General features: G+C 65.3%; 19 protein-coding genes and 1 tRNA gene. 9 read left to right on the plus strand and 11 right to left on the minus strand.

Translation table 11 applies throughout. The features are described 5' to 3' along the window. Positions 1 to 164: 164 nt before the first annotated feature. Together AAG821_RS13100 and AAG821_RS13105 are read left to right on the plus strand one after the other, a co-directional pair. Positions 165 to 1,394, plus strand: a complete 1,230-nt coding sequence (locus tag AAG821_RS13100) for an MFS transporter (protein ID WP_341912912.1) — start codon at positions 165 to 167, stop codon at positions 1,392 to 1,394. Between the two features lie 142 nt (positions 1,395 to 1,536). After that, entirely contained in the window at positions 1,537 to 3,507 is a 1,971-nt protein-coding gene (locus tag AAG821_RS13105; RefSeq protein ID WP_341912914.1) for an APC family permease, read from the plus strand. Between the two features lie 72 nt (positions 3,508 to 3,579). Here the strand turns inward: AAG821_RS13105 and speE are convergent, their stop codons facing one another. The 4 genes from speE to AAG821_RS13125 form a co-directional block, all read right to left on the minus strand. Next, positions 3,580 to 4,548 (minus strand): polyamine aminopropyltransferase, encoded by a 969-nt coding sequence (speE, locus tag AAG821_RS13110; RefSeq protein WP_341912916.1) that lies wholly within the window; start codon positions 4,546 to 4,548, stop codon positions 3,580 to 3,582. Next, positions 4,545 to 4,976 carry an adenosylmethionine decarboxylase gene (speD, locus tag AAG821_RS13115; RefSeq protein WP_341912918.1) on the minus strand — a complete coding sequence of 144 codons (432 nt, stop codon included), beginning with the start codon at positions 4,974 to 4,976 and terminating at the stop codon, positions 4,545 to 4,547. The genes speE and speD overlap by 4 nt, the downstream gene beginning before the upstream one ends. Before the next feature lie 317 nt (positions 4,977 to 5,293). Then, on the minus strand, positions 5,294 to 6,304 hold the full coding sequence (locus tag AAG821_RS13120; protein ID WP_341912920.1) for a peptidoglycan bridge formation glycyltransferase FemA/FemB family protein: 1,011 nt from the start codon (positions 6,302 to 6,304) through the stop codon (positions 5,294 to 5,296). Then, positions 6,301 to 6,846, minus strand: a complete 546-nt coding sequence (locus tag AAG821_RS13125) for a PAS domain-containing protein (RefSeq protein WP_341912922.1) — start codon at positions 6,844 to 6,846, stop codon at positions 6,301 to 6,303. Before AAG821_RS13125 ends, AAG821_RS13120 begins: the two co-directional genes overlap by 4 nt. A 98-nt stretch (positions 6,847 to 6,944) precedes the next feature. On the opposite strand from AAG821_RS13125, the gene AAG821_RS13130 reads away from it, so the two are divergent. Continuing rightward, complete coding sequence (locus AAG821_RS13130) at positions 6,945 to 7,136, plus strand: hypothetical protein (RefSeq protein ID WP_341912924.1); 192 nt, start codon at positions 6,945 to 6,947, stop codon at positions 7,134 to 7,136. A 57-nt stretch (positions 7,137 to 7,193) separates the two neighbouring features. Here the strand turns inward: AAG821_RS13130 and AAG821_RS13135 are convergent. Then, positions 7,194 to 7,269: transfer RNA gene (locus tag AAG821_RS13135), tRNA-Ala, on the minus strand. A 121-nt stretch (positions 7,270 to 7,390) separates the two neighbouring features. Then, the gene (locus tag AAG821_RS13140) at positions 7,391 to 7,717 is read right to left on the minus strand and encodes a TIGR02300 family protein (RefSeq protein WP_341897891.1); all 327 of its coding nucleotides are present in this window, start codon (positions 7,715 to 7,717) and stop codon (positions 7,391 to 7,393) included. Positions 7,718 to 7,880: 163 nt separating this feature from the next. Between AAG821_RS13140 and aroA the strand changes: the two genes are divergently transcribed. The 3 genes from aroA (at position 7,881) to fdhF (ending at position 13,759) form a co-directional block, all read left to right on the plus strand. Then, positions 7,881 to 9,233 (plus strand): 3-phosphoshikimate 1-carboxyvinyltransferase, encoded by a 1,353-nt coding sequence (gene aroA, locus AAG821_RS13145; protein ID WP_341912926.1) that lies wholly within the window; start codon positions 7,881 to 7,883, stop codon positions 9,231 to 9,233. Between the two features lie 93 nt (positions 9,234 to 9,326). Beyond that, positions 9,327 to 11,012, plus strand: coding sequence for an NADH-ubiquinone oxidoreductase-F iron-sulfur binding region domain-containing protein (locus tag AAG821_RS13150; RefSeq protein WP_341912927.1), 1,686 nt, complete (start codon positions 9,327 to 9,329; stop codon positions 11,010 to 11,012). Continuing rightward, positions 11,012 to 13,759, plus strand: a complete 2,748-nt coding sequence (gene fdhF / locus AAG821_RS13155) for a formate dehydrogenase subunit alpha (RefSeq protein ID WP_341912928.1) — start codon at positions 11,012 to 11,014, stop codon at positions 13,757 to 13,759. Before AAG821_RS13150 ends, fdhF begins: the two co-directional genes overlap by 1 nt. Positions 13,760 to 13,762: 3 nt before the next feature. Here fdhF and AAG821_RS13160 read toward each other — a convergent pair whose 3' ends face one another. After that, positions 13,763 to 14,686, minus strand: a complete 924-nt coding sequence (locus AAG821_RS13160) for a DMT family transporter (protein ID WP_341912930.1) — start codon at positions 14,684 to 14,686, stop codon at positions 13,763 to 13,765. 65 nt (positions 14,687 to 14,751) lie between these two features. Further along, positions 14,752 to 15,093, minus strand: a complete 342-nt coding sequence (gene arsC, locus AAG821_RS13165; protein WP_341912933.1) for an arsenate reductase (glutaredoxin) — start codon at positions 15,091 to 15,093, stop codon at positions 14,752 to 14,754. A gap of 110 nt (positions 15,094 to 15,203) precedes the next feature. Here arsC and AAG821_RS13170 point away from each other — a divergent pair, with 110 nt between their 5' ends. From AAG821_RS13170 to AAG821_RS13180, 3 genes are all read left to right on the plus strand, one after another. Further along, a complete protein-coding gene (locus tag AAG821_RS13170; protein ID WP_341912935.1) occupies positions 15,204 to 16,022 on the plus strand; it encodes a ferritin-like domain-containing protein in 819 nt (272 codons plus the stop codon). 51 nt (positions 16,023 to 16,073) lie between these two features. Next, a complete protein-coding gene (locus AAG821_RS13175) occupies positions 16,074 to 16,568 on the plus strand; it encodes a PAS domain-containing protein (RefSeq protein WP_341912937.1) in 495 nt (164 codons plus the stop codon). Positions 16,569 to 16,648: 80 nt separating this feature from the next. Continuing rightward, entirely contained in the window at positions 16,649 to 17,143 is a 495-nt protein-coding gene (locus AAG821_RS13180) for a PAS domain-containing protein (RefSeq protein WP_341912939.1), read from the plus strand. Between the two features lie 12 nt (positions 17,144 to 17,155). Here AAG821_RS13180 and AAG821_RS13185 read toward each other — a convergent pair whose 3' ends face one another. Genes AAG821_RS13185 through AAG821_RS13195 form a run of 3 tightly spaced genes read right to left on the minus strand, consistent with a single transcriptional unit; the run spans position 17,156 to position 19,787 of the window. Then, positions 17,156 to 17,944, minus strand: a complete 789-nt coding sequence (locus tag AAG821_RS13185) for an alpha/beta fold hydrolase (protein WP_341912942.1) — start codon at positions 17,942 to 17,944, stop codon at positions 17,156 to 17,158. Positions 17,945 to 17,950: 6 nt separating this feature from the next. Next, positions 17,951 to 18,430 (minus strand): RNA pyrophosphohydrolase, encoded by a 480-nt coding sequence (locus AAG821_RS13190; RefSeq protein ID WP_341912944.1) that lies wholly within the window; start codon positions 18,428 to 18,430, stop codon positions 17,951 to 17,953. A gap of 22 nt (positions 18,431 to 18,452) precedes the next feature. Then, positions 18,453 to 19,787 carry a divergent polysaccharide deacetylase family protein gene (locus AAG821_RS13195; protein ID WP_341912946.1) on the minus strand — a complete coding sequence of 445 codons (1,335 nt, stop codon included), beginning with the start codon at positions 19,785 to 19,787 and terminating at the stop codon, positions 18,453 to 18,455. Positions 19,788 to 19,837: the final 50 nt, after the last annotated feature.

Here is a 19,837-nt window from a genome sequence, read left to right on the forward strand (position 1 = left end):
GTCCATCTGCACCATCCACGCCTCAGCACGCGCAAATGGACCCTCGGAATAAATCCGAGGGTGACGGTTTTGGATCGACCACTGCTGCGAGAGGTCGCCCATCCTTTCGCTGCGGATCAGAAAACCCATGCGGTCCGCGCAGCAGGCAGGCTATAACGCGGGTAATGAGTCGCGTCGCTGAAACAATAAGAAACTGGCGCCAGGACGGCTGGCCCCTGGTCGCCGCCCTGTCCTTTGCCCAGCTGGTGTCCTGGGGCACCATCTTCTACGGCTTTCCGCTTTTTGTCGTGTCGATGGAAACCGAACTGGGCTGGGGCCGCGGCCTGCTGAACGGCGCGCTCTCCTTCGGCCTGCTCACCGCCGGTTTCGCCGCCTATCCGGTCGGCCGCATCATCGACCGTCATGGCGGCCGTCTGGTGATGAGCCTTGGTTCCATGCTGGCGGTGCTGCTGTTCGCCGCCTGGGCCTGGGTCGATCACCCCGCGGCTTTCTATGCCATCTGGTTCGGCCTTGGCCTCGCCCAGGCCGGCACGCTCTACACGCCGGTGTTTGCCGTGCTGACGCGGATGTTCCCGGTCGACTTCAAGACCCGCATTACCGTGCTCACCCTGACCGGCGGTTTCGCCAGCACGGTGTTCACGCCGCTGATCGCCTGGGCCATCGAAGCGCTGGGCTGGCGCGATGCCCTGTTGCTGATGGCCGCCTGCAATCTGGTGTTCTGCCTGCCGGTGCACGGGCTGCTGCTGCGCGACCGCGCGGTGCTGCCGCTGGAGAAGCCGGCCGATGCCGGCAGGCCGGAGTCCAGTCATCCCGTGCCCAGCCGCCCGATGCACAAGGCACTTCGGAATCCAGTCTTCTGGGGCCTGGCGGTCTGCTTCACCTTCTACCTGCTGGCGCATGCCATGCTGATTTTCCATTTCCTGCCGATGCTGAATGAATTCGGCATTCCGCTTGTCATCGCCGTTGCCATCATCACGGTGATCGGACCGGCCCAGGTGGGTGGCCGCATCCTGCTGCTGTTCGGCCGCAAGATGGAAACCGTCACCACCGGCTATGTCGTCATGGCGCTGTTCGTGACCGCCATGCTGCTGCTGGCCGCATTCCCCGCCGCGGTGCCGGTGCTGTTTGTCATGGCCGCGATTTATGGCGGTGCCAATGGCATGATGACCATCCTGCGCGGCACATCGGTGCCGGAGCTGCTCGGCCGCGAGGGCTTTGGCGCGATCAGCGGCGCGCTGGTGCTGCCGGCCAGCATTGCCGCCGCCATCGCGCCGTCGCTGGCGGCACTGATCTGGGAGCTGACCGGCGGTTACGCGGCGGTTATTCTCACCATGCTGGCGGCCATGCTGGTTTCGGCCGCCGGCTTTGTTTTTGCCGTGAAAGCGCGAAAATAATTATTCCGGCGCCGCATTGCCGGTATGCATTTTCTGCAGCTTGACGGATTCTGGTTTCAGGCAGAGCATCCGCGCCGCATTCGCACATGAATGCCCTGCGACAGGCCACCGCCTCTCCACACCCTCTCCCCAGAGATCCATCATGACCATGCACTGGCTGAGCTTTGATAAGCTCAAGCGCCTATTTCTGGGCGCACCGCTCGATCCGCTTTCTCCCAAAGTGCGCCAGCATATCGCGCTGGCGGCATTCCTCGCCTGGGTCGGCCTCGGCGCCGACGGATTGTCCTCGGCCAACTATGGTCCGGAGGAAACCTTTCTCGCGCTGGGTGAGCACACGCATCTGGCGCTGTATCTGGCGGTGGCCACTGCGCTCACCGTCTTCATCATCGCCTTTGCCTATAACCAGGTGATCGCGCTGTTTCCCAATGGCGGCGGCGGCTACAAGGTTGCCACCGAACTGATCGGCAGCCATGCCGGCCTGCTGTCGGGTTCGGCGCTGATCATCGACTATGTGCTCACCATCGCCATTTCGGTGGCCAGCGGTGTCGATGCGCTGTTCAGCCTGGTGCCGCCGCATCTGCAGATGTGGAAGCTGCCGGTCGAATTCGCCGTCGTGCTGCTGCTCACCGGGCTGAACCTGCGCGGCATGAAGGAGCCGATCGCGCTGCTGGTGCCGCTGTTCCTCGGCTTCCTGCTCACCCATGTGGTGCTGATCGTGGTCGGCATCGGCCTGCATGCCGACAGCCTGCCGGCGCTGATCCCCGATACCATCGCCGACACGCGCAGCTTCTCGGCCGAGATCGGCATGGTCGGTGTGATCGCGCTGCTGCTCAAGGCGTTTGCCATGGGCGGCGGCACCTATACCGGCATCGAAGCGGTGTCGAACAATGTCAACATGCTGCGCGAGCCGCGCGTGCGCACCGGCAAATGGACCATGCTCTACATGGCCCTGTCGCTGGCGATCACCGCAGCCGGCCTGATCGTGCTCTACCTGCTGTGGGGCGCAGCCAAGCAGCCGGGCCGCACGCTGAACGCGACCGTGTTCGAATCGGTGCTGCTGGAGCTGTTCGGCGGCGGCCATATGGTGGGTATCCTGCTCGCGATCACGCTGGCCTTTGCCGCCGCCCTGCTGTTCGTCGCCGCCAATACCGGCTTCCTCGGCGGCCCGGCGGTGCTGGCCAATATGGCGGTCGACCGCTGGATGCCGCACCAGTTCAGCCAGCTGTCGGATCGCCTGGTGACCCAGGACGGCATCGTGGTGATGGGCCTGGCCGCCATCGGCGCGCTGTGGATCACCGGCGGCGAGGTGCATCTGCTGGTCGTGCTCTACTCGATCAATGTGTTCCTCACCTTCTCGCTCTGCCTCGCCGGCCTGTGCCGCTACTGGCTCACCCATCGTGACACCCGGGGCTGGCGCTTCGGCCTGTCGCAGTCGCTGCTCGGCTTCATTGTCACCTTCGGCATTCTGATGGTGACGCTGGTGGAGAAATTCGCCGACGGCGCCTGGTTCACCGTGCTGGCCACCGGTTTCGTCTTCCTGGTCGGCCTGGGCATCAAGCGCCATTACGACAGCGTCAACCGCCAGCTTGCCGAGGCCGATGCGCTGTTCGGCAATGGCCAGAGCGCGGCGCCGCAGCCGGAGCTGGTGCCAGATCCCAAGGCACGCACCGCGGCGCTGTTCTTAGGATCGCGCGACGGCGTGGCGATGCATACCCTGCTGGCGGCGCTGACGCTGTTCCCCAACCAGTTCAAGAACGTGATCTTCCTCACCGTGGGTGAGATCGATACCGAGCAGTTCCATGGCCAGGAAAAGGTTACGCGCATGCAGGCCGAGATCGATGCGCGGCTGCAGCGGTTTGCCAGCTGGTGCGCGCGGCGCGGCATCGCCACCGGGTCTTACGTCGCCTATGGCACCGACACGGTGCAGCTGCTCGATCAACTGGCCGGGGATGCACTGAAAACCTATCCCAATACGGTGTTCTTCGCCTCGAAGCTGCTGTTCCACAACGACAACGTCTTCACCCGCCTGCTGCACAACACCACTGCGCTGTCGCTGCAGCGCCTGCTGCATCTGCGCGGCATGCCGATGGTGATCCTGCCGATGAAGGTGTGAGACAGCAAAACGCCCGCCGGAGATCCCGGCGGGCGCTGATAAGTCGGTACTCGCTTCTGCTTCTACTGAAACCTAGCGCTTCGCCTTTTTGGTCTTCGGCGCAGCTTTTTTCTTCGGCGCGGCGGCCTTTTTCTTCGCGGCCTTCTTCACGATCTTTTTTGCGGCTGGCTTTTTCGCGGCCGACTTTTTCGGCGCCGGCAGCAGGCGGGCGACGAAATTGGGCAGCGCGAAGGCGCCGAAATGGATTTCCGGGTTGTAGTAGTTCAGCGCCGGCAGGCGCGCCTTGTCGAAGCGGGCAAACACCTTGCGCGGATCGACATCGGTAATGTCGCGGTCAGACGCCCAAGTCATCGACATGAAGCCGCAGACGTAAGTGGGCACCACGGCCAGATAGGTGCCAGACTGCGCCCACAGCTTCTGGAACAGCTTCACGGCTTCCGTCAGTTCCGGGCCCTGCATATGCGGCACGCCGTTCTGCGCAACGAGGATACCGTTCGGCTTCATCACGCGGCGGCAGTTCTTGTAGAACCCCTCGCTGAACAGCACGGTGGCCGGGCCGACCGGGTCCGGGCGATCCACGATCACGATGTCGTAGCGGTCTTTCGTCTCGGCCACATAGGCGGCGCCGTCGCCGACGATCAGGTTGGTGCGCTTGTCGGAGAAGGCCTTGCCGCAGATTTTCGGCAGATACTTCTTGGCCACCTCGATCACGTCACCGTCGATCTCGACCATGGTGACGCGCTTGATCACCTTGTGCTTCAGCACCTCTTCCAGGATGCCGCCGTCGCCGCCGCCGATGATCAGCACCGACTGCACGGCGCCATGGGCCAGGATCGGCAGATGGGTCAGCATCTCGTGGTAGACGAATTCGTCACCCTCGGTGCACTGCACCACGCCATCCAGCGCGAGCACGCGGCCAAAGCGGCCGCTCTCGAACACGCCGACCTGCTGGTATTTCGACTTGCCCTCGAAGAGAACCTTCTTGACCTCGTGACTCTGGCGGAAGCCCTGATACAGGGTTTCGTTGAACCAGGTGGTCACAGCACCAGGCCCCGCTTCAGTTCGGTGCACTGGATGTTGTCGGGCAGGAAGGCGCGACGCAGCACCGGAATCGCCTTCTGCGGCTGGCAGTCGCCGCAGACGAAGACGTCGAGCGCGGCATAGCCCTTTTCCGGCCAGGTGTGGATCGACATGTGGCTTTCGGCCAGCACGGCCACGCCGGAGATGCCGCCATTGGGCTCGAAATGATGCAGGTCGATGTTGAGCAGGGTGGCGCCGATCTCGGCCACGGCCTCGGTCAGCGTCTGCTTCACCAGCGCCAGGTTATCGAGATGCTTGCCGCCCCACAGATCGATGATCAGGTGCATGCCGGCATAGCGCATGCCGTCCTTGCAGATGAAATGCTCTTCGGCCGCGTCGTTTTCGGTCGGCACGGCATGCAGGGCGGGCTTCAGGGAAGTCTTGCTCATAACAGGTCTCTCCACCACGGGGATTGCTATCCGCAATCCTGAGGAACATGTGCACCCCCGGTAACGCTAAGGGGGTATCCGATTGGCAGAGAGACTGTTGGGAAAGCCCCGTGGTTCCGGTCGGCACAGACGACAGTGCCAACGGCCAGTTCGCAGCTTTCCAAACAGTCTCTGAGAGGGGGGTATGGGGCCATTCCCCCCCTGATGCAAGCGGAATCGACCCCCCGGCCGGCGCCGGGGGGTATTTTTTTAAGCTGTGGTGCGACTGTCACAATTCCGGGGTTTCCGGGGCTGCGGCATGCGACCTTCTGGCGCAGTCAGAGATAGCTGCCGGCCAGCGTGAAAACCGTGCCGTTGAGGCCCAGTTTGAAGCGCGCCACCCCGGCGCCGCGCTGGGTATCCACCCCGCCTAGATCGAAATCGGTGACGCCCTGGCCCTGCAGGGTCAGCACCGCCTGCCACAGCAGCCGGTAATGCGCCTTCACCAGGCGGCCGGCCTCGTTGCTCCAGCCCATCGCATAGGTGGCGGCGTTGCCATGGCGCAGCACCAGGATGCCGGCAATCGGCCGCACCCGGCCCAGATGGGGGCCGGCATGGGCCCAGAACAGCAGGGCGTCTTCACCGGCCAGTCCGATCTGGGGTGCGGTTTTCGCCGCCTCGGCGAAGGCGGCGTAGAATTTTGCATCGGGCCCGAGGAAGCCGGCCTCCAGCCGGTGGCGGGCATGCTCGCCCAGCAGGGCGGCGAAAGCCTCCGGGTTCCAGCTGCCGGCGGCGACGCTGGCAGTCTCCAGCAGCAGCGCCGACTTCTCCGCCGTCTTGAGCATGTTGCGCCATTTGCTGTCGAGATTGGCGCGCAGCCGGTCTTTGGCGGGGCGCAGGTCATACCGGATCGAGGAATAGCCGGTCATCATCGGGCGCAGGCCCAGTTGCGCCAGCGCAGCTTCTGACTCGCGGCCGCCATTCATCTCGGGCAGCCACCAGAGCAGGCAGCGCCGGCGCCAGGGATAGGCGGCGCGGATCAGCGCCAGCGCCGCATCGCGCTCATCGCGCGATACACCCGCCACGAATAACGGCCCGCGCACCAGCCGCACGAAGCGGCCCACGGATCCGATCTGTCGTACGAAGGCCTGCGCCAGGCCGGCCAGGCTGCCGTCACTGCGGCGGATCAGCCAGCGTTCGGGCCGCACCTTGCCCTGTGTGGCCGCCGCCGTGGCTTCGCCATAGCACCAGCTCTGTTCCAGCACGCTGAGCCGCAGGGTGGCTTCGGCGGCGGCCCAGTCGGCCGGCGTGGCACAGGGCTCCAGCCGCATGTCAGGCGCGGTCATCATGCCACAGGCAGGCCGACATGGCCGGAGGGGCGCTTGGCGAAAATCTGGCAGGCCATCAGGATGTCGACGGTTTCATGGTCGCTGGCCAGCGGCAGCCAGATCGCCTCGTAATCGTACCAGCGTTCATCATAGAACTGCTTGTTATGCACCAGCAGCGGCATCGGATCGCGCGCCAGCATCTCCAGCCGGCCGAGCAGCAGGGCGCGGTATTGCAGCAGCGGCAGCTCATCCAGCCATTTTCCGGTGTGGTCGAAACCATCGCGCGCCACAATGGCCGAGCCGATCAGGCGGTAGCGGAAACGCAGGCTGCCCGGCACCGGCGTATCGCGATGCACGTCGAACATGGTGATGCCGCCGAGTGCGTATTTCATCTCGATGGGGTCGAGATCCTGGCGCGCCGGAAAACGATGGCTGCCGCGGCGGCTCTGCCAGTAATCGTAGAGCTGGCCGATGGCCGGTTCGCGGCAGTCGGCCGCCGTGAAGTCGCGGCGCAGCAGACTGGCGGTCGAAAAGGTGGAGCGGCCGGGGGCAGCGTTGGTCATGGCTGCCAGCTTTGGCGGGTTGTCTGCAGCCTGTAAAGCATGCGTCGGATTTACAGGATGACTTTGCCGTTTTTGCGGCCCTGGGATACATAACCTGCATGGCCCGTCCCGCGCGCATTCATGGCATGGTGATCCCCGCACCGCGGTTTACCCGCTGGGCGCTGGTGTATTTCCTCAAATACCTGCTGCTGCCCGGCCTGCTGGTGCTGCTGGCGCTGGATATCGCGCTGTATTTTGTGTTCCGCGACTGGCTCGGCGCCTGCTACGGCGTGCTCTGCTTCCTGCAGTAACGAAAAACGCCCGCGCTTGCGGCACGGGCGTTTTTGGAAGGATCTGCCAAAAGGATTTGGTGGAGCCAAGCGGGATCGAACCGCTGACCTCCTGCATGCCATGCAGGCGCTCTCCCAGCTGAGCTATGGCCCCATAAAATCACGGACTTAGAGGCTTCCTTGCGGTTGCCCGGGGTCCGTCGGCGGGGGCGGACCATAAGCCGCCCCCCGCCGCTTTGCAAGTGCTTCGTGGCCCGGAAAAGGGCCGCGAATCTTCAGCGTTCCTCGGTCTCGTCGGTCGGGGTCTCGACGTCGATTTCCTCGGCGACGTCGTCTTCCTCGAACTCGTCGGCATCCTCCAGGATGTCGTCGCCCAGGCCGGTATCCTCAACCTCGTCGTCGATGGCATCCGGCACCACCGCCTTGACCACCGGCTTGGCCTTTTCTTCCACCTTGGCCGGGCGGCGCGAGGATTTCACCAGCGCCTCGGGATTGAATTCGGTACCGCATTTCGGGCACAGGATCGGCGACTTGCCGAGATCGTAGAATGCAGCGCCACAACTCAGGCAGCGGCGCTTGGTGCCCCATTCGGCTTTAGCCATTGAGCAAATCTCCATGTATCGGCGACCGGGAAAACAGGGCCCGGAGGCGGCAGCCGGCCGGCTGGCCGGAGCGGCGCGATTGTGTTAAAGAAGCGCGCCCTGTCAACCCGTTAACGGCGGGTATTTTTCACCACAGCCGTTTGCCGCCCGGACCATTTCCCCCATGACCGCCAGTTCCGACCAGAAAGCCCGTCCGCTCCGGTCCCGGCCGGGCACCAAAGGCCTTGCCGGTACCGCTAAAGTGCCGGGCGACAAGTCTATTTCCCACCGGGCCCTGATTTTCGGGGCGCTCAGCGTGGGTGAGACCCGGGTCAGCGGGCTTTTGGAAGGTGAAGACGTATTACGGACAGCCACCGCCATGCGCGCCATGGGCGCCGAGGTGGAACGGCTGGGCGACGGCAACTGGAAGGTCTGGGGTGTCGGCGTGGGCGGCCTGAGCGAGCCGGCCGATGTGCTCGACATGGGCAATGCCGGCACCGGCGCCCGCCTGGTTATGGGCCTGGTCGCCAGCCACGATTTCGCCGCCACCTTCACCGGCGATGCCTCGCTGCGCCGCCGGCCGATGGGCCGGGTGGTTGAGCCGCTGCAGCGCATCGGTGCGCGCTTTGTCGGCCGCAGCGGCGGGCGGCTGCCTCTGACAGTTGTGGGGACTGCACACCCCCTGCCGATCGAATACGAACTGCCGGTGGCCTCTGCGCAGGTGAAGACCGCCGTGCTGTTGGCCGGCCTCAACGCGCCCGGGATCACCACGGTGATCGAGCCCGAGCCGACGCGCGACCATACCGAAAACATGCTGCGCCATTTCGGTGCCACGGTGGAGGTCGAGAAGACCAAGACCGGCGGCCGCATCATCCGCCTGACCGGCCAGCCAGAATTCAAACCCGCCACCATCGCGGTGCCGGGCGATCCGTCGTCTGCCGCGTTTCCGATGGTGGCGGCGCTCATTGTGCCGGGGTCCGAGATCACGCTGCAGAATGTCGGGCTCAATCCGCTGCGCATCGGCCTGTTCGATACGCTGCAGGATATGGGCGCCGATTTCACGCTGAACAATGTGCGCGACGAAGGCGGCGAAAAGGTCGCCGATATCACCATCCGTCATTCGAAGCTGAAGGGTATCACCGTGCCGCCGGAGCGCGCGCCCAGCATGATCGACGAATATCCGATCCTGTTCGTGGCCGCCGCCTGTGCCGAAGGCGACACCATCGTGCGCGGCGCCAAGGAGCTGCGGGTGAAGGAAAGCGACCGGTTGGCTGTGATGGCGCGCGGCCTGAAGGCCTGTGGCGTCGATCTGGAGGAATACGAGGACGGCATCCTGATTCGCGGCAGGGGCAAGCCGCCGCAAGGGGGCGCCAGCATCGAAACCGAACTGGATCACCGCATCGCCATGTCCTTCCTGGTGCTGGGCATGGCGGCAAAGGATGGTGTCAGCATCGACGATGCCCGCGTGATGGAGACCAGCTTCCCCGGCTTTGCCGACCTGATGCGCCGGCTCGGCGGCGACCTGCAGCTGGCCTGATAGAAAACCTCTATCGCCCGACGGAATTGCGATATTGATCCATCCGCCGGGCAGGCGGATGATGGCGCGTCCCAGTCGCCAGCGCGTTTTCAGATGACCATTGCCACTCCCATGCCCCGCCAGCACCGGTCGGGCCCGCCCAAGGCCGGGCGTTCCGTGCCGCGTGGCCGCCAGGCCTCCGATGCTGACCATGCCGCGTTGCGCGCGATCGTGCAGCCTGACGGCCGCCAACCGGATTTTGGGCGCCGCGACCTGCTGATCGAATGCCTGCATGCGATCAACGATGCGCGCGGCGGCCTGCCGACCGGTCTGCTGGCGGCATTGGCCGAAGCGATGCGGCTGTCGCTGGCCGAGGTGTATGAGACCGCGACCTTCTACGCGCATTTCCGCGTGGTCGAGGCTGACGAACCGGCGCAGACAACGCTGCGCGTCTGCGACAGCCTGAGTTGCTGCATGGCCGGCGCCGATGCGCTGGCGGCACAGCTGGAAGCCCTTGAGGGTGTGCGTGTCGAACGCGCGCCCTGCATGGGCCAGTGCGACCGTGCACCCTGCGCGGTGCTGGGCAAAAACGTGATCGCGCCGGCTTCGCTGGAGACGGTGCAGGCCGCCCATGCGGCAGGGGCCGTGGCGCCGGTGCTGCCGCAGTATAAGGGCCTCGCGGCCTATCGCGCGCAGGGCGGCTATACGGTGCTGGCGAAACTGCGCAGCGGCGCGCTGACGCGCGAATCCCTGCTGGCCGAGATCGAGGCGGCCAACCTGCGTGGCATGGGCGGCGCCGGTTTTCCCACCGCACGCAAATGGCGGGCGCTGCTGGCGCAGCCGGGCCCACGACTGCTGGCGGTGAATGGCGACGAGGGCGAGCCCGGCACGCTGAAAGACCGCTGGCTGCTCGAAACCGATCCGCATGGTTTCCTCGAAGGCCTGCTGATCGCAGCTTTTGTGATCGAGGCGGACGCCGCCTATATCTACCTGCGCGACGAATACCCGGCGCTGCATGTGGTGATTGCCGATGAACTGGCAGCGCTGAAAGCCGCCGGCCTGCTGGGCGATCTGCGCATCGAGCTGAGGCGTGGTGCCGGCGCCTATATCTGCGGCGAAGAGTCGGCGATGCTGGAAAGCATCGAGGGCAAGCGCGGCCTGCCGCGCCAGAAGCCGCCGTTTCCCTTCCAGGTCGGCCTGTTTGGCCGGCCGACGCTGATCAACAATATCGAGACGCTCTACTGGGTGCCGCAGGTCGCCGACAAGGGGGCGGCCTGGTGGAACAGCCATGGCCGCAACGGCAGTACGGGCCTGCGCAGCTATTCGGTCTCGGGCCGCGTGCGCAATCCCGGCGTCAAGCTGGCGCCGGCGGGTGTCACCATCACCGAACTGATCGAGGATTTCTGCGGCGGCATGCTGCCGGGCCACCGCTTCATGGCCTATCTGCCCGGCGGCGCTTCGGGCGGCATCCTGCCCGCCAGCCTGGATCATATTCCGCTCGATTTCGGCCAGCTGGAAAAATACGGCTGCTTCATCGGCTCGGCCGCCGTGATCGTGCTGTCGGACCAGGATGACGTGAAGGCTGCGGCGCTGAACCTGATGACTTTCTTCCGCCACGAATCCTGCGGCCAGTGCACGCCCTGCCGCGTCGGTACCGAAAAGGCCGTGGCGCTGATGGCGCAGCCGACGTGGAACGAGCCGCTGCTGCGCGATCTGGCACAGGTGATGCGCGATGCCTCGATCTGCGGTCTGGGCCAGGCCGCACCCAATCCGCTGCTCAGCGTGCTGGAGCGGTTCTGATGATCCGCTTCATGCTCGATGGCAAAGCGGTTGAGGCGCAGCCGGGTGAAACCATCTGGCAGGTGGCCAAGCGCAGCGGCACCGATATCCCGCATCTGTGCTACACGCCGCAGCCGGGCTATCGCGCCGATGGCAATTGCCGCGCCTGCATGGTGGAGATCGAAGGCGAGCGCGTGCTGGCGCCGAGCTGCAAGCGGGAACCGGCCGAGGGCATGAAGGTTGTTTCGGCCAGCGACCGGGCAAAGCGTGCGCGCGAGCTGGTGCTGGAGCTTCTCGTCGCCGACCAGCCGGCGCGCGCCGAAGCCCATGACGCAGACTCGAAATTCTGGCATTGGGCCGAAGCGCTCAGCGTCACCGAGAGCCGCTTTCCAGCCCGTGAGCAGCAGCCGGCACCGGATCGCAGCCATGGCGCCATGGCGGTCAATCTGGATGCCTGCATCCAGTGCAATCTCTGCGTCCGCGCCTGCCGCGAGGTGCAGGGCAACGATGTGATCGGCATGGCCTTCCGTGGCCATCACAGCGAGATCGTGTTCGATTTCCATGATCCGATGGGCGACAGCAGCTGCGTGGCCTGCGGCGAATGCGTGCAGGCCTGCCCGACCGGCGCGCTGCTGCCGGCCACGCTGGTGGATGCGCAGAACCGCGGCGTCGAGAAGGCGGCCACCGCGATCGACAGCCTGTGCCCCTTCTGCGGTGTCGGCTGCCAGCTCACCTATCACGTCAAGGATGACAGGATTCAGTATGTCACCGGCAAAGACGGCCCGGCCAATCGCGGGCGGTTGTGCGTCAAGGGCCGCTTCGGCTTTGACTACATCAATCATCCGCATCGCCTGACCAGGCCGCTGATCCGCAGGGATGGCGTGCCGAAGCGCGGCGATGATGTGGTCGACCCGGCCAACCCGTATACGCATTTCCGCGAGGCCAGCTGGGAGGAGGCGCTTGAGCGCGCGGCATCCGGCCTGGTGAAGGTGCGCGACGAGATCGGCCCGCAGGCGATGGCCGGGTTCGGCTCGGCCAAGGGCTCGAATGAAGAGGCCTATCTGTTCCAGAAGCTGGTGCGCATGGGCTTCGGCACCAACAATGTCGATCACTGCACGCGGCTGTGCCATGCCTCTTCGGTGGCGGCTTTGATGGAAGGGGTCGGCTCCGCCGCCGTCACCGCGCCGTTTTCGGCCGCCATGGATGCCGAGGTCATCATCGTGATCGGCGCCAATCCCACCATCAATCATCCGGTGGCGGCCACCTTCATCAAGAATGCGGTGCGGCAGAACGGCGCCAGGCTGATCGTGATCGACCCGCGCGGCCAGGCGCTGACCAAATACGCCACGCATCATCTGCGCTTCAAGCCGGGATCGGATGTGGCACTGTTGAATGCGTTGCTGCATGTCATCATCACTGAGGGCCTGACCAACCCGGCCTATATCCAGCGCTTTGTCGATGGCTTCCCCGATCTGGAACAGGCCGTGCAGGGCGCGACACCGGAGGCCATGGCGCCGCTCTGCGGCATCGCGCCGGATGTGCTGCGCGACGTGGCGCGGATGTATGCCACTTCGAAGGCCTCAATCATCTTCTGGGGCATGGGCGTGTCGCAGCATGTGCATGGCACGGATAACGCCCGCTGCCTTATCGCGCTCGGCCTCATCACCGGCCAGCTCGGCCGGCCCGGCACCGGCCTGCATCCCCTGCGCGGCCAGAACAACGTGCAGGGCGCGTCCGATGCCGGCCTGATCCCCATGGTGCTGCCGGATTACCAGTCGGTGGAAGATGGCGCCAAACGCGCGGCCTTTGAGGCGGTCTGGGGTGGCGAGATCGCGCCCAAGCGCGGTCTCACCGTGGTCGAGATCATGACCGCCATTCTGCAGGGCGAGATCCGCGCCATGTATATCATGGGCGAGAATCCGGCGATGTCGGACCCCGATGCGACGCATGCGCGCGAGGCGCTGGCCAAGCTCGATCACCTGGTGGTGCAGGATATCTTCCTCACCGAGACCGCCTTCCATGCCGATGTGATCCTGCCGGCCTCGGCCTTTGCCGAGAAGGATGGCAGCTTCACCAACACTGACCGCCGGGTGCAGATCGGCCGCGCCGCCTTACATCCGCCTGGCGATGCCCGGCAGGACTGGCAGCTGGTGCAGGCCATCGCCCAGCGCATGGGGCTGAACTGGTCCTACGCGCATCCCAAGGATGTCTATGCCGAGATGGCATCGCTGATGCCTTCGCTCGCCGGCATCGGCTGGGACCGGCTGGAGGCCGAAGGCGCCGTCACCTATCCGCAGGGCCATGAGATCATTTTCGGCGACGGCTTCCCTACCGCATCCGGGCGCGCCCGCATCGTGCCGACGACCGTCTCGCCGCCGGCCGAACTGCCCGATGCCGCCTATCCGATGGTGCTCAGCACCGGCCGCCTGCTCGAACACTGGCATACCGGGGCGATGACACGCCGTGCGACACAGCTGGATGCGCTGGAACCCGAGGCCATCGCCATGCTGCATCCGCGCGATGCAGCAAAGCTGGATGTGTCGGCCGGGCAGATGATCCGCGTTTCCACCCGGCGCGGCGCCATCCAGCTGAAATGCCGCATCGACCGCGATGTGGCCGAGGGCATGGTGTTCATCCCGTTCGCCTTCTTCGAGGCGGCGGCGAACCTGCTGACCAACCCACAGCTCGATCCCTTCGGCAAGATTCCGGAATTCAAGTTCTGTGCGGCCAGGGTCGAGGCGCTGCGCGATGCCGTCACGGCCGAATAGCCGTCAGCTTTTCGACGGCTTGAGGATCATGCCGAGCGCGGTGGCGACCAGCGCCAGGGCCGCGAATTCCGGCCAGCGCGGCTGCTCGCCCAGCATCAGCATGCTGGAGAACACGCCGACCACCGGGATCATCAGGGTCGACAGGCCACTGATGCCGGCGGGCAGCACACGCACCAGCACATTCCAGGCCCAGTAGCAGAAGACGAAGCAGACGGTGGCGTTGTAGAAGGCCGCCAGCCACGGTCCGGCGGAATACATATACCAGCGGTCCATTTCCAGCAGCGGCGCCATCACGAAGATCGGGATGCCGCCCAGCACCATCTGCCAGCCGACGAAAGGCACCGCCGTCATCGGCACCTGCCACAGCTTGATCATCACCGTGCCGATCGCCCAGCACACGCTGGCCGCCAGCACCAGCACAACGCCGAGCGGTGCTGCGATCATGGCTTCCCATTCACCGCCCACCAGCACGATCAGGCCGCACAGGCCGATGCCCAGTCCTGCCAGCTTCCAGCCGGTCAGGCGTTCATGCAGCAGCAGCACGCTCATCGGGATCAGCCACAGCGGCATGGTGAAGGCTAGGATGGTGGTGCGCCCGGCCGGCAGCATGCCGAGGCCATAGAGCACGAACACATTCCAGGCGGTGATGTTGAACAGGCTGATCCACAGCAGATGCCCGACATGGCCGCGCGGGATGCCGAGCGGCATGCGTTTCCAGAGCGCGATGGCAAACAGGCCGATGGCGCCGCCGCCCAGGCAGAGCGCGCGGAAAGTGAAGACCGGCATTTCATCCAGCGCGATCTTCATGATCGGCCAGTTGATGCCCCAGAAGAAGGTGAGCAGCGCCAGCAGGCCCAGCGAGTAGGCGGAAATGCCCTGCGGCGGCGCGGCCGCCGGGGCGGGCGCATCAATCGGTTTGTCGGTCATGGCAGGGCGGGTGCTTCCGTTTGTATGCTGACAAACCTAGCGTGCAGCCCCGGCCAAGGCCAGCGCTAGAGAATCTCCAGCACCTTTTCCGGCGGGCGGCCGATCACCGCCTTGCCGTTGCGCACGTAGATCGGCCGCTCCAGCGCCTGCGGATGGGCGGCCAGCCCGGCGATCAGCACGCCCTCGTTCGAGGCCGGGTCGATGCCGGCTTCCATGGCTTCCTGTTTGCGCAGCACGTCCCTGGCCTTCAGGCCAAGCTGGCCCAGCAGGCGCTTCAGCTCTGCCGCATTGAGGGGTGTTTTCAGGTATTCGACAATCTCGGGCTCCAGCCCGCTGGCCTTGAGGATGGCCAGGGCCTGGCGCGACTTGGAACAGCGCGGATTGTGATAGAGGGTGCCATCGCTCATGCCAGCCGAGCTCCTGTTGCCGCAATTTCGCCAAGAATGGCGTATTAACCGGTACTTAGCCCTGCACTGCAAGAGTTGCAATTTCATGACCGTTGGCTAAATACATGGGCATGGCTGGTTCCTGGACGCTGGACGACATCCCGTGGGACGCGTTCGACCCTGCCCGGGTCGACCCCGAGCTGCTGCGCGCCGTGAAGGCGGCAGCGCTGGTCGAGCATAATGCCGACGATTACGTCACCTATCTGTGCAATGTCTTTGCCGACGATGCCGCCTTCTGCGCCGTGGTGCGGCAATGGGGCATCGAGGAGCGCCAGCATGGCGCGGCGCTGGCGCGCTGGGCGCAGCTGGCCGATCCGGCTTTCGACCCCGATCTGGCAATGCGCCGCTTCACCGAGGGCTATCGCCTGCCGCTGGATGTCACCGCCTCGGTGCGCGGCAGCCGCAATGGCGAGCTGGTGGCGCGCTGCGTGGTGGAATGCGGCACGTCCAGCTTCTACAGCGCCATCCGCGATGCCACCGACGAGCCGGTGCTGAAAATCGTGGCTGGCAAGATCGCCGCCGACGAGTTCCGGCATTACAAGCTGTTCTACGATCACCTGCAGCGTTATCAGCAGGCCCGGCCGATGGGGCGTCTGCGCCGTCTGCGCATCGCGCTCGGCCGCATGCAGGAGGCCAGCGACGACGAACTGGCGATGGCCTACTGGTGCGGCAACGGTTGCGAAGGGATCTACGATCGCGAAAAGCAGAGCGCGGCCTACGAGCTGCGCGCCAGCCGGGTCTACCGCTTCGGCCATATCCAGCGCGGTCTGAGCATGGCGCTGAAGGCCTGCGATGTCGATCCGCAAAGCCGGTTCAGCCGCGGGTTTGCCGCCCTGGTCTGGCGCGTCATGCAGTGGCGCCAGCGCCGCCTGGCCACCGCGGCAATCTGACGGGCGCTTTCCGGATTGCCATGCCGGCCTGACGGCCTAGAATAGATCAGCATGATTGACATGGCCGCCGCCGCGAAGCCGCCACCGCAGGGTCCGATCCCGGAATCGGAGCTCGATGCGCGGCTCAAGGATCTGCTGAGCTACTGGCGCGGCAAGTGTCGCGATGGGCGCCTGCCATCGCGCACCGATATCGATCCGCTCGATCTGCGCGGCCTGCTCGGCAACATCAACCTGATCGACGTGGTGCCGCAGCCCGATGGCAAGCCGCGCTTCCGCTATCGCCTGTTCGGCACCGAATTCATATTCTACCACGGCGGCGACCTGACCGGGCACTGGGTGGACGACATTGCCAACACGGTTTACCGCGACCAGCTGGTCAGCCTGTACACCCATGTCATCGCCACGGCGGCAACACCGATGCTGTCCTACGACTATCTGCTGGACAGCCGCCGCCACCGCTTTCAGGCCGTGATCCTGCCGCTGGCGTCAGATGGCAGGCATATCGACATGATCCTCAGCAGCGGATTACCCGTCGCGATATACTGAGGACTCGCCACCGGTTGCATCGCAACCGCCCAACCCTCGAATGCCTTGCCGATTCCGGCAATCCGGCTAGGCTCGTTGCCATGGAGCGAAACGCACAGGGTGTACGGCACATCACGCCAGTCGCCGAAGCCGATCTGGATGCCAGACTGATCGGCCTGGTCGAATATTGGGCCAGCAAGCGCCGTGGCCGGCGTTTTCCAGCCCGATCCGATCTCGATCCGATCGAGCTTAAACCGTGGCTCGGCTATCTGCTGATGGTGGATGTCGTGCGTGCCGAGGATGGCGGCCTGCGCTTCCGCTACCGCCTGTTCGGCACTGAATTCGTTTTCTATCATGGCAGCGACCTGACCGGACATTGGCTGGAGGATATCGCCAATGTGGGATTCCGCGACGAGTTGCTGGCACTGTATCGCGGTGTGGTCACCGACGGCGCCATGCGCACACTGTCTTACGACTATCTGATCGGCGACCGGCGCCATCGCTTCCAGGCCGTGCTGCTGCCGCTGTCATCGGATGGCGCGACGGTGAATATCGTGCTGGGCTGCGGCGTGCCGCTCGACGCGCCGTCAGCGTAACGCGCTGTTGGTCTACAGGGCGTGTTCGTCGAGCCAGTCGGCGACCATGGCGATCACCTCGTCTTCCTTCGGCTCACCGAAGATGAAATGACTCAGCTCGGGGATCTCGCGGAATACGGCACGGCCGGGATAGCGGCGTGCCACGGCGCGACATGTGGATGGCGGCGTCACCTTGTCGTCGCTGCCGCCCAGCACCAGCAGCGGCACCTGCACGCGATGCGCCGAGACATGGCTGGCGGCATGCCAGTCGAGCCACCACAGCAGGGTCTCGAACAGCACACGGCCTGATTCGGGCACCATGCGGGCAAAGATGTCGCGTTGCAGGGCGGCGGGAATCCGGTCCATCGAATAGGCGGCGGCGATGTTGAAGTCCGGCGCCATCGCCTTATGCGTCAGGCTGCCGCTCTTGAGCAGGCCGTACACGGTTTCCAGTTCCCAGCGCGTATGCGGCAGGGTGCCCCAGGGCGCCACTGGTGCCAGCAGCACCGCGGCGCGCGCCAGATTCTGCGCGGCCAGCTGCTGTGCCAGCAGGCCGCCGAGCGAATGGCCGATCACCACCGGTGCCGGCTGCGATGGCTGGGTGATGCGCTCGATTTCGGCCGTCAGGAAATTGCGATACTCGGCCAGGCCCTGGCGGTGCAGATCGGGATGCGGCGCCGCATTGGCAAAGGCGCTGCCATGGAAGGGCAGGTCGGGTGCATGGGTTTTCCAGCCACGCCGGCTCAGCTCGCCGCGCAGTTTCTCGAACACCCAGCCACCGACGAAAGCGCCGTGCAGCAGCAGGATGTCGCCCTTGTTCATGATGCCTCAGGTGCGGACGCGGTCGGCGAATTCGCTGACGATCAGCTCGTAGATCGGCCGCTTGAACGGCACGATCATATCGGGCAGCTGGCGGAAAGGCAGCCAGCGCCACTGGTTGAATTCCGGATGCGCCGTCTGCAGGTTGATGTCGCTGTCCTGGCCCTTGAAGCGCGCGAGATACCATTTCTGGCGCTGGCCGCGGTATCGCCCCTTCCACACCTTGTCGACCAGGTCGGGCGGCAGGTCGTAGGACAGCCAGTCGCGGCTTTCGGCGATCACCTCGGCCAGATGCGCCGGCACGCCGATTTCTTCTTCCATCTCGCGCAAGGCGGCCTGCAGCGGGTCTTCGCCGGGGTCGATGCCGCCCTGCGGCATCTGCCAGGCTTCAGCGGTCTGATCGATACGCTGGCCGACAAACACCATGTCGTCGGCATTCAGCAGCGCGATGCCCACGCCATCGCGATAGGGCCGTGCATCCATACTCATGGAAAACTCACTCAAAAAGAATTCATTCCGGGGTCTGTCGGTTGGCGATGGCGGATACCGGTGCCAGCGCAATGCCTTTGGCTTCCAGGCCGCGGCTCCAGGCCAGCAGCCGATCCAGCGTGATCGGATAGGGCAATGCGCCGCCGATGGCAACGCCGCTGGCGCGCGCCGTGCGTTCCAGCTCTTCCAGGCGGGCATCGATCAGCGGGCCGGTCGGGGCAGCATCGATCTGGCGGTTGACGACGGCATAGACGCCGCCGGCGTCGCGTACGATGCGGGCCGCCACACTGCGCGGCGCGGTGCGCGCATCGACAAACAGCAGACCGCGTTCCTTCAGCTTGCCGGCGATCACCCGCATATGCTCGGGCGAGGAGGTGTATTTGCCGCCCATCAGATTGCTGAAGCCGATATAGCCGGGCGCGCGCGCCAGGATCCAGTCGAGCCTGCGCACATTCTCCTGCTCGCTCAAGCTGGTCAGCAGCGTATAGGGGCCGGGATCGCTGGCCGGATAATCGAAGGGTTCCATCGGCAGGCCGAGCAGCACTTCATGGCCGGCATTGCGCGCCGCCTCGATCTGCGTGGCCAGATCGGGCGCGTAAGGATTGAAGGCAAAGGTGATGGCCGGTGGCAGGCGTTCGGCGGCCAGCGCGGTAAGTTGCGCATTCAAGCCCATGTCATGCAGCACGATGGCCAGGCGCGGCCGCGTCGGCGGCTCGTCGAAGGGCCGTGCATAGGCGCTCCAGGGCTGGCGGCCATCGCTGCCGATCTTCGGCACCAGGCCGCGCGGCGTGGGCTCGGCCAGCATCGGATCGGGCGCCACCAGCAGGCCGCTGGCCAGCCGGCCCACTGCGGGCGGCGGTGCGGCGGCATTGGCTTTTTGATCTGGCGCCAGGCGCGCTTCGGGCGGCAGCACCAGCTTGCCGACGCCGATCACCACTTCCGATCCGGGCAGGAAAGGCAGCTTCTCGCCGGTGGTGACCAGCCAGCCGCCACCGGCGGCCAGCACGAACAGCACCACGGTCCAGGCCGCCATCAGCAGGCGGCGATTCACCGTGCGCAGGTCGCCGCGCAGGAAGGGCGGCCACAGGATCAGGCCGATGATGCGGAAAAAAGTGGTGATGCGGTGTTTCATGCCGCGCCGGCGCGGCGGCTCGGGCGGCGGTGCGTCGTCTTCGCCGGTGATGGTCTGGATCAGGTCGGCATCGTCATCGGCGGCCAGCATGCCTTCGCCGCCGCCATTCATCTCGCCGGCGGCAGGCTTCTTCTTTTTGCCGCCGAACAGGCGCTTGAGCAGACCCTGCTTCGGTTCTGCTTCAGGCGCCCGGTCGTCCGGATCGGCATGAAGTTTGGCGGCCATCGCGGTGGTTCAGCCTTCTGCTGAGCCGTCGCACAATCGAAGCATGTCCT

It is taken from the genome of Ferrovibrio terrae (assembly GCF_943372915.1).
GTDB classification, from domain to species: Bacteria; Pseudomonadota; Alphaproteobacteria; order Ferrovibrionales; family Ferrovibrionaceae; genus Ferrovibrio; species Ferrovibrio terrae_A.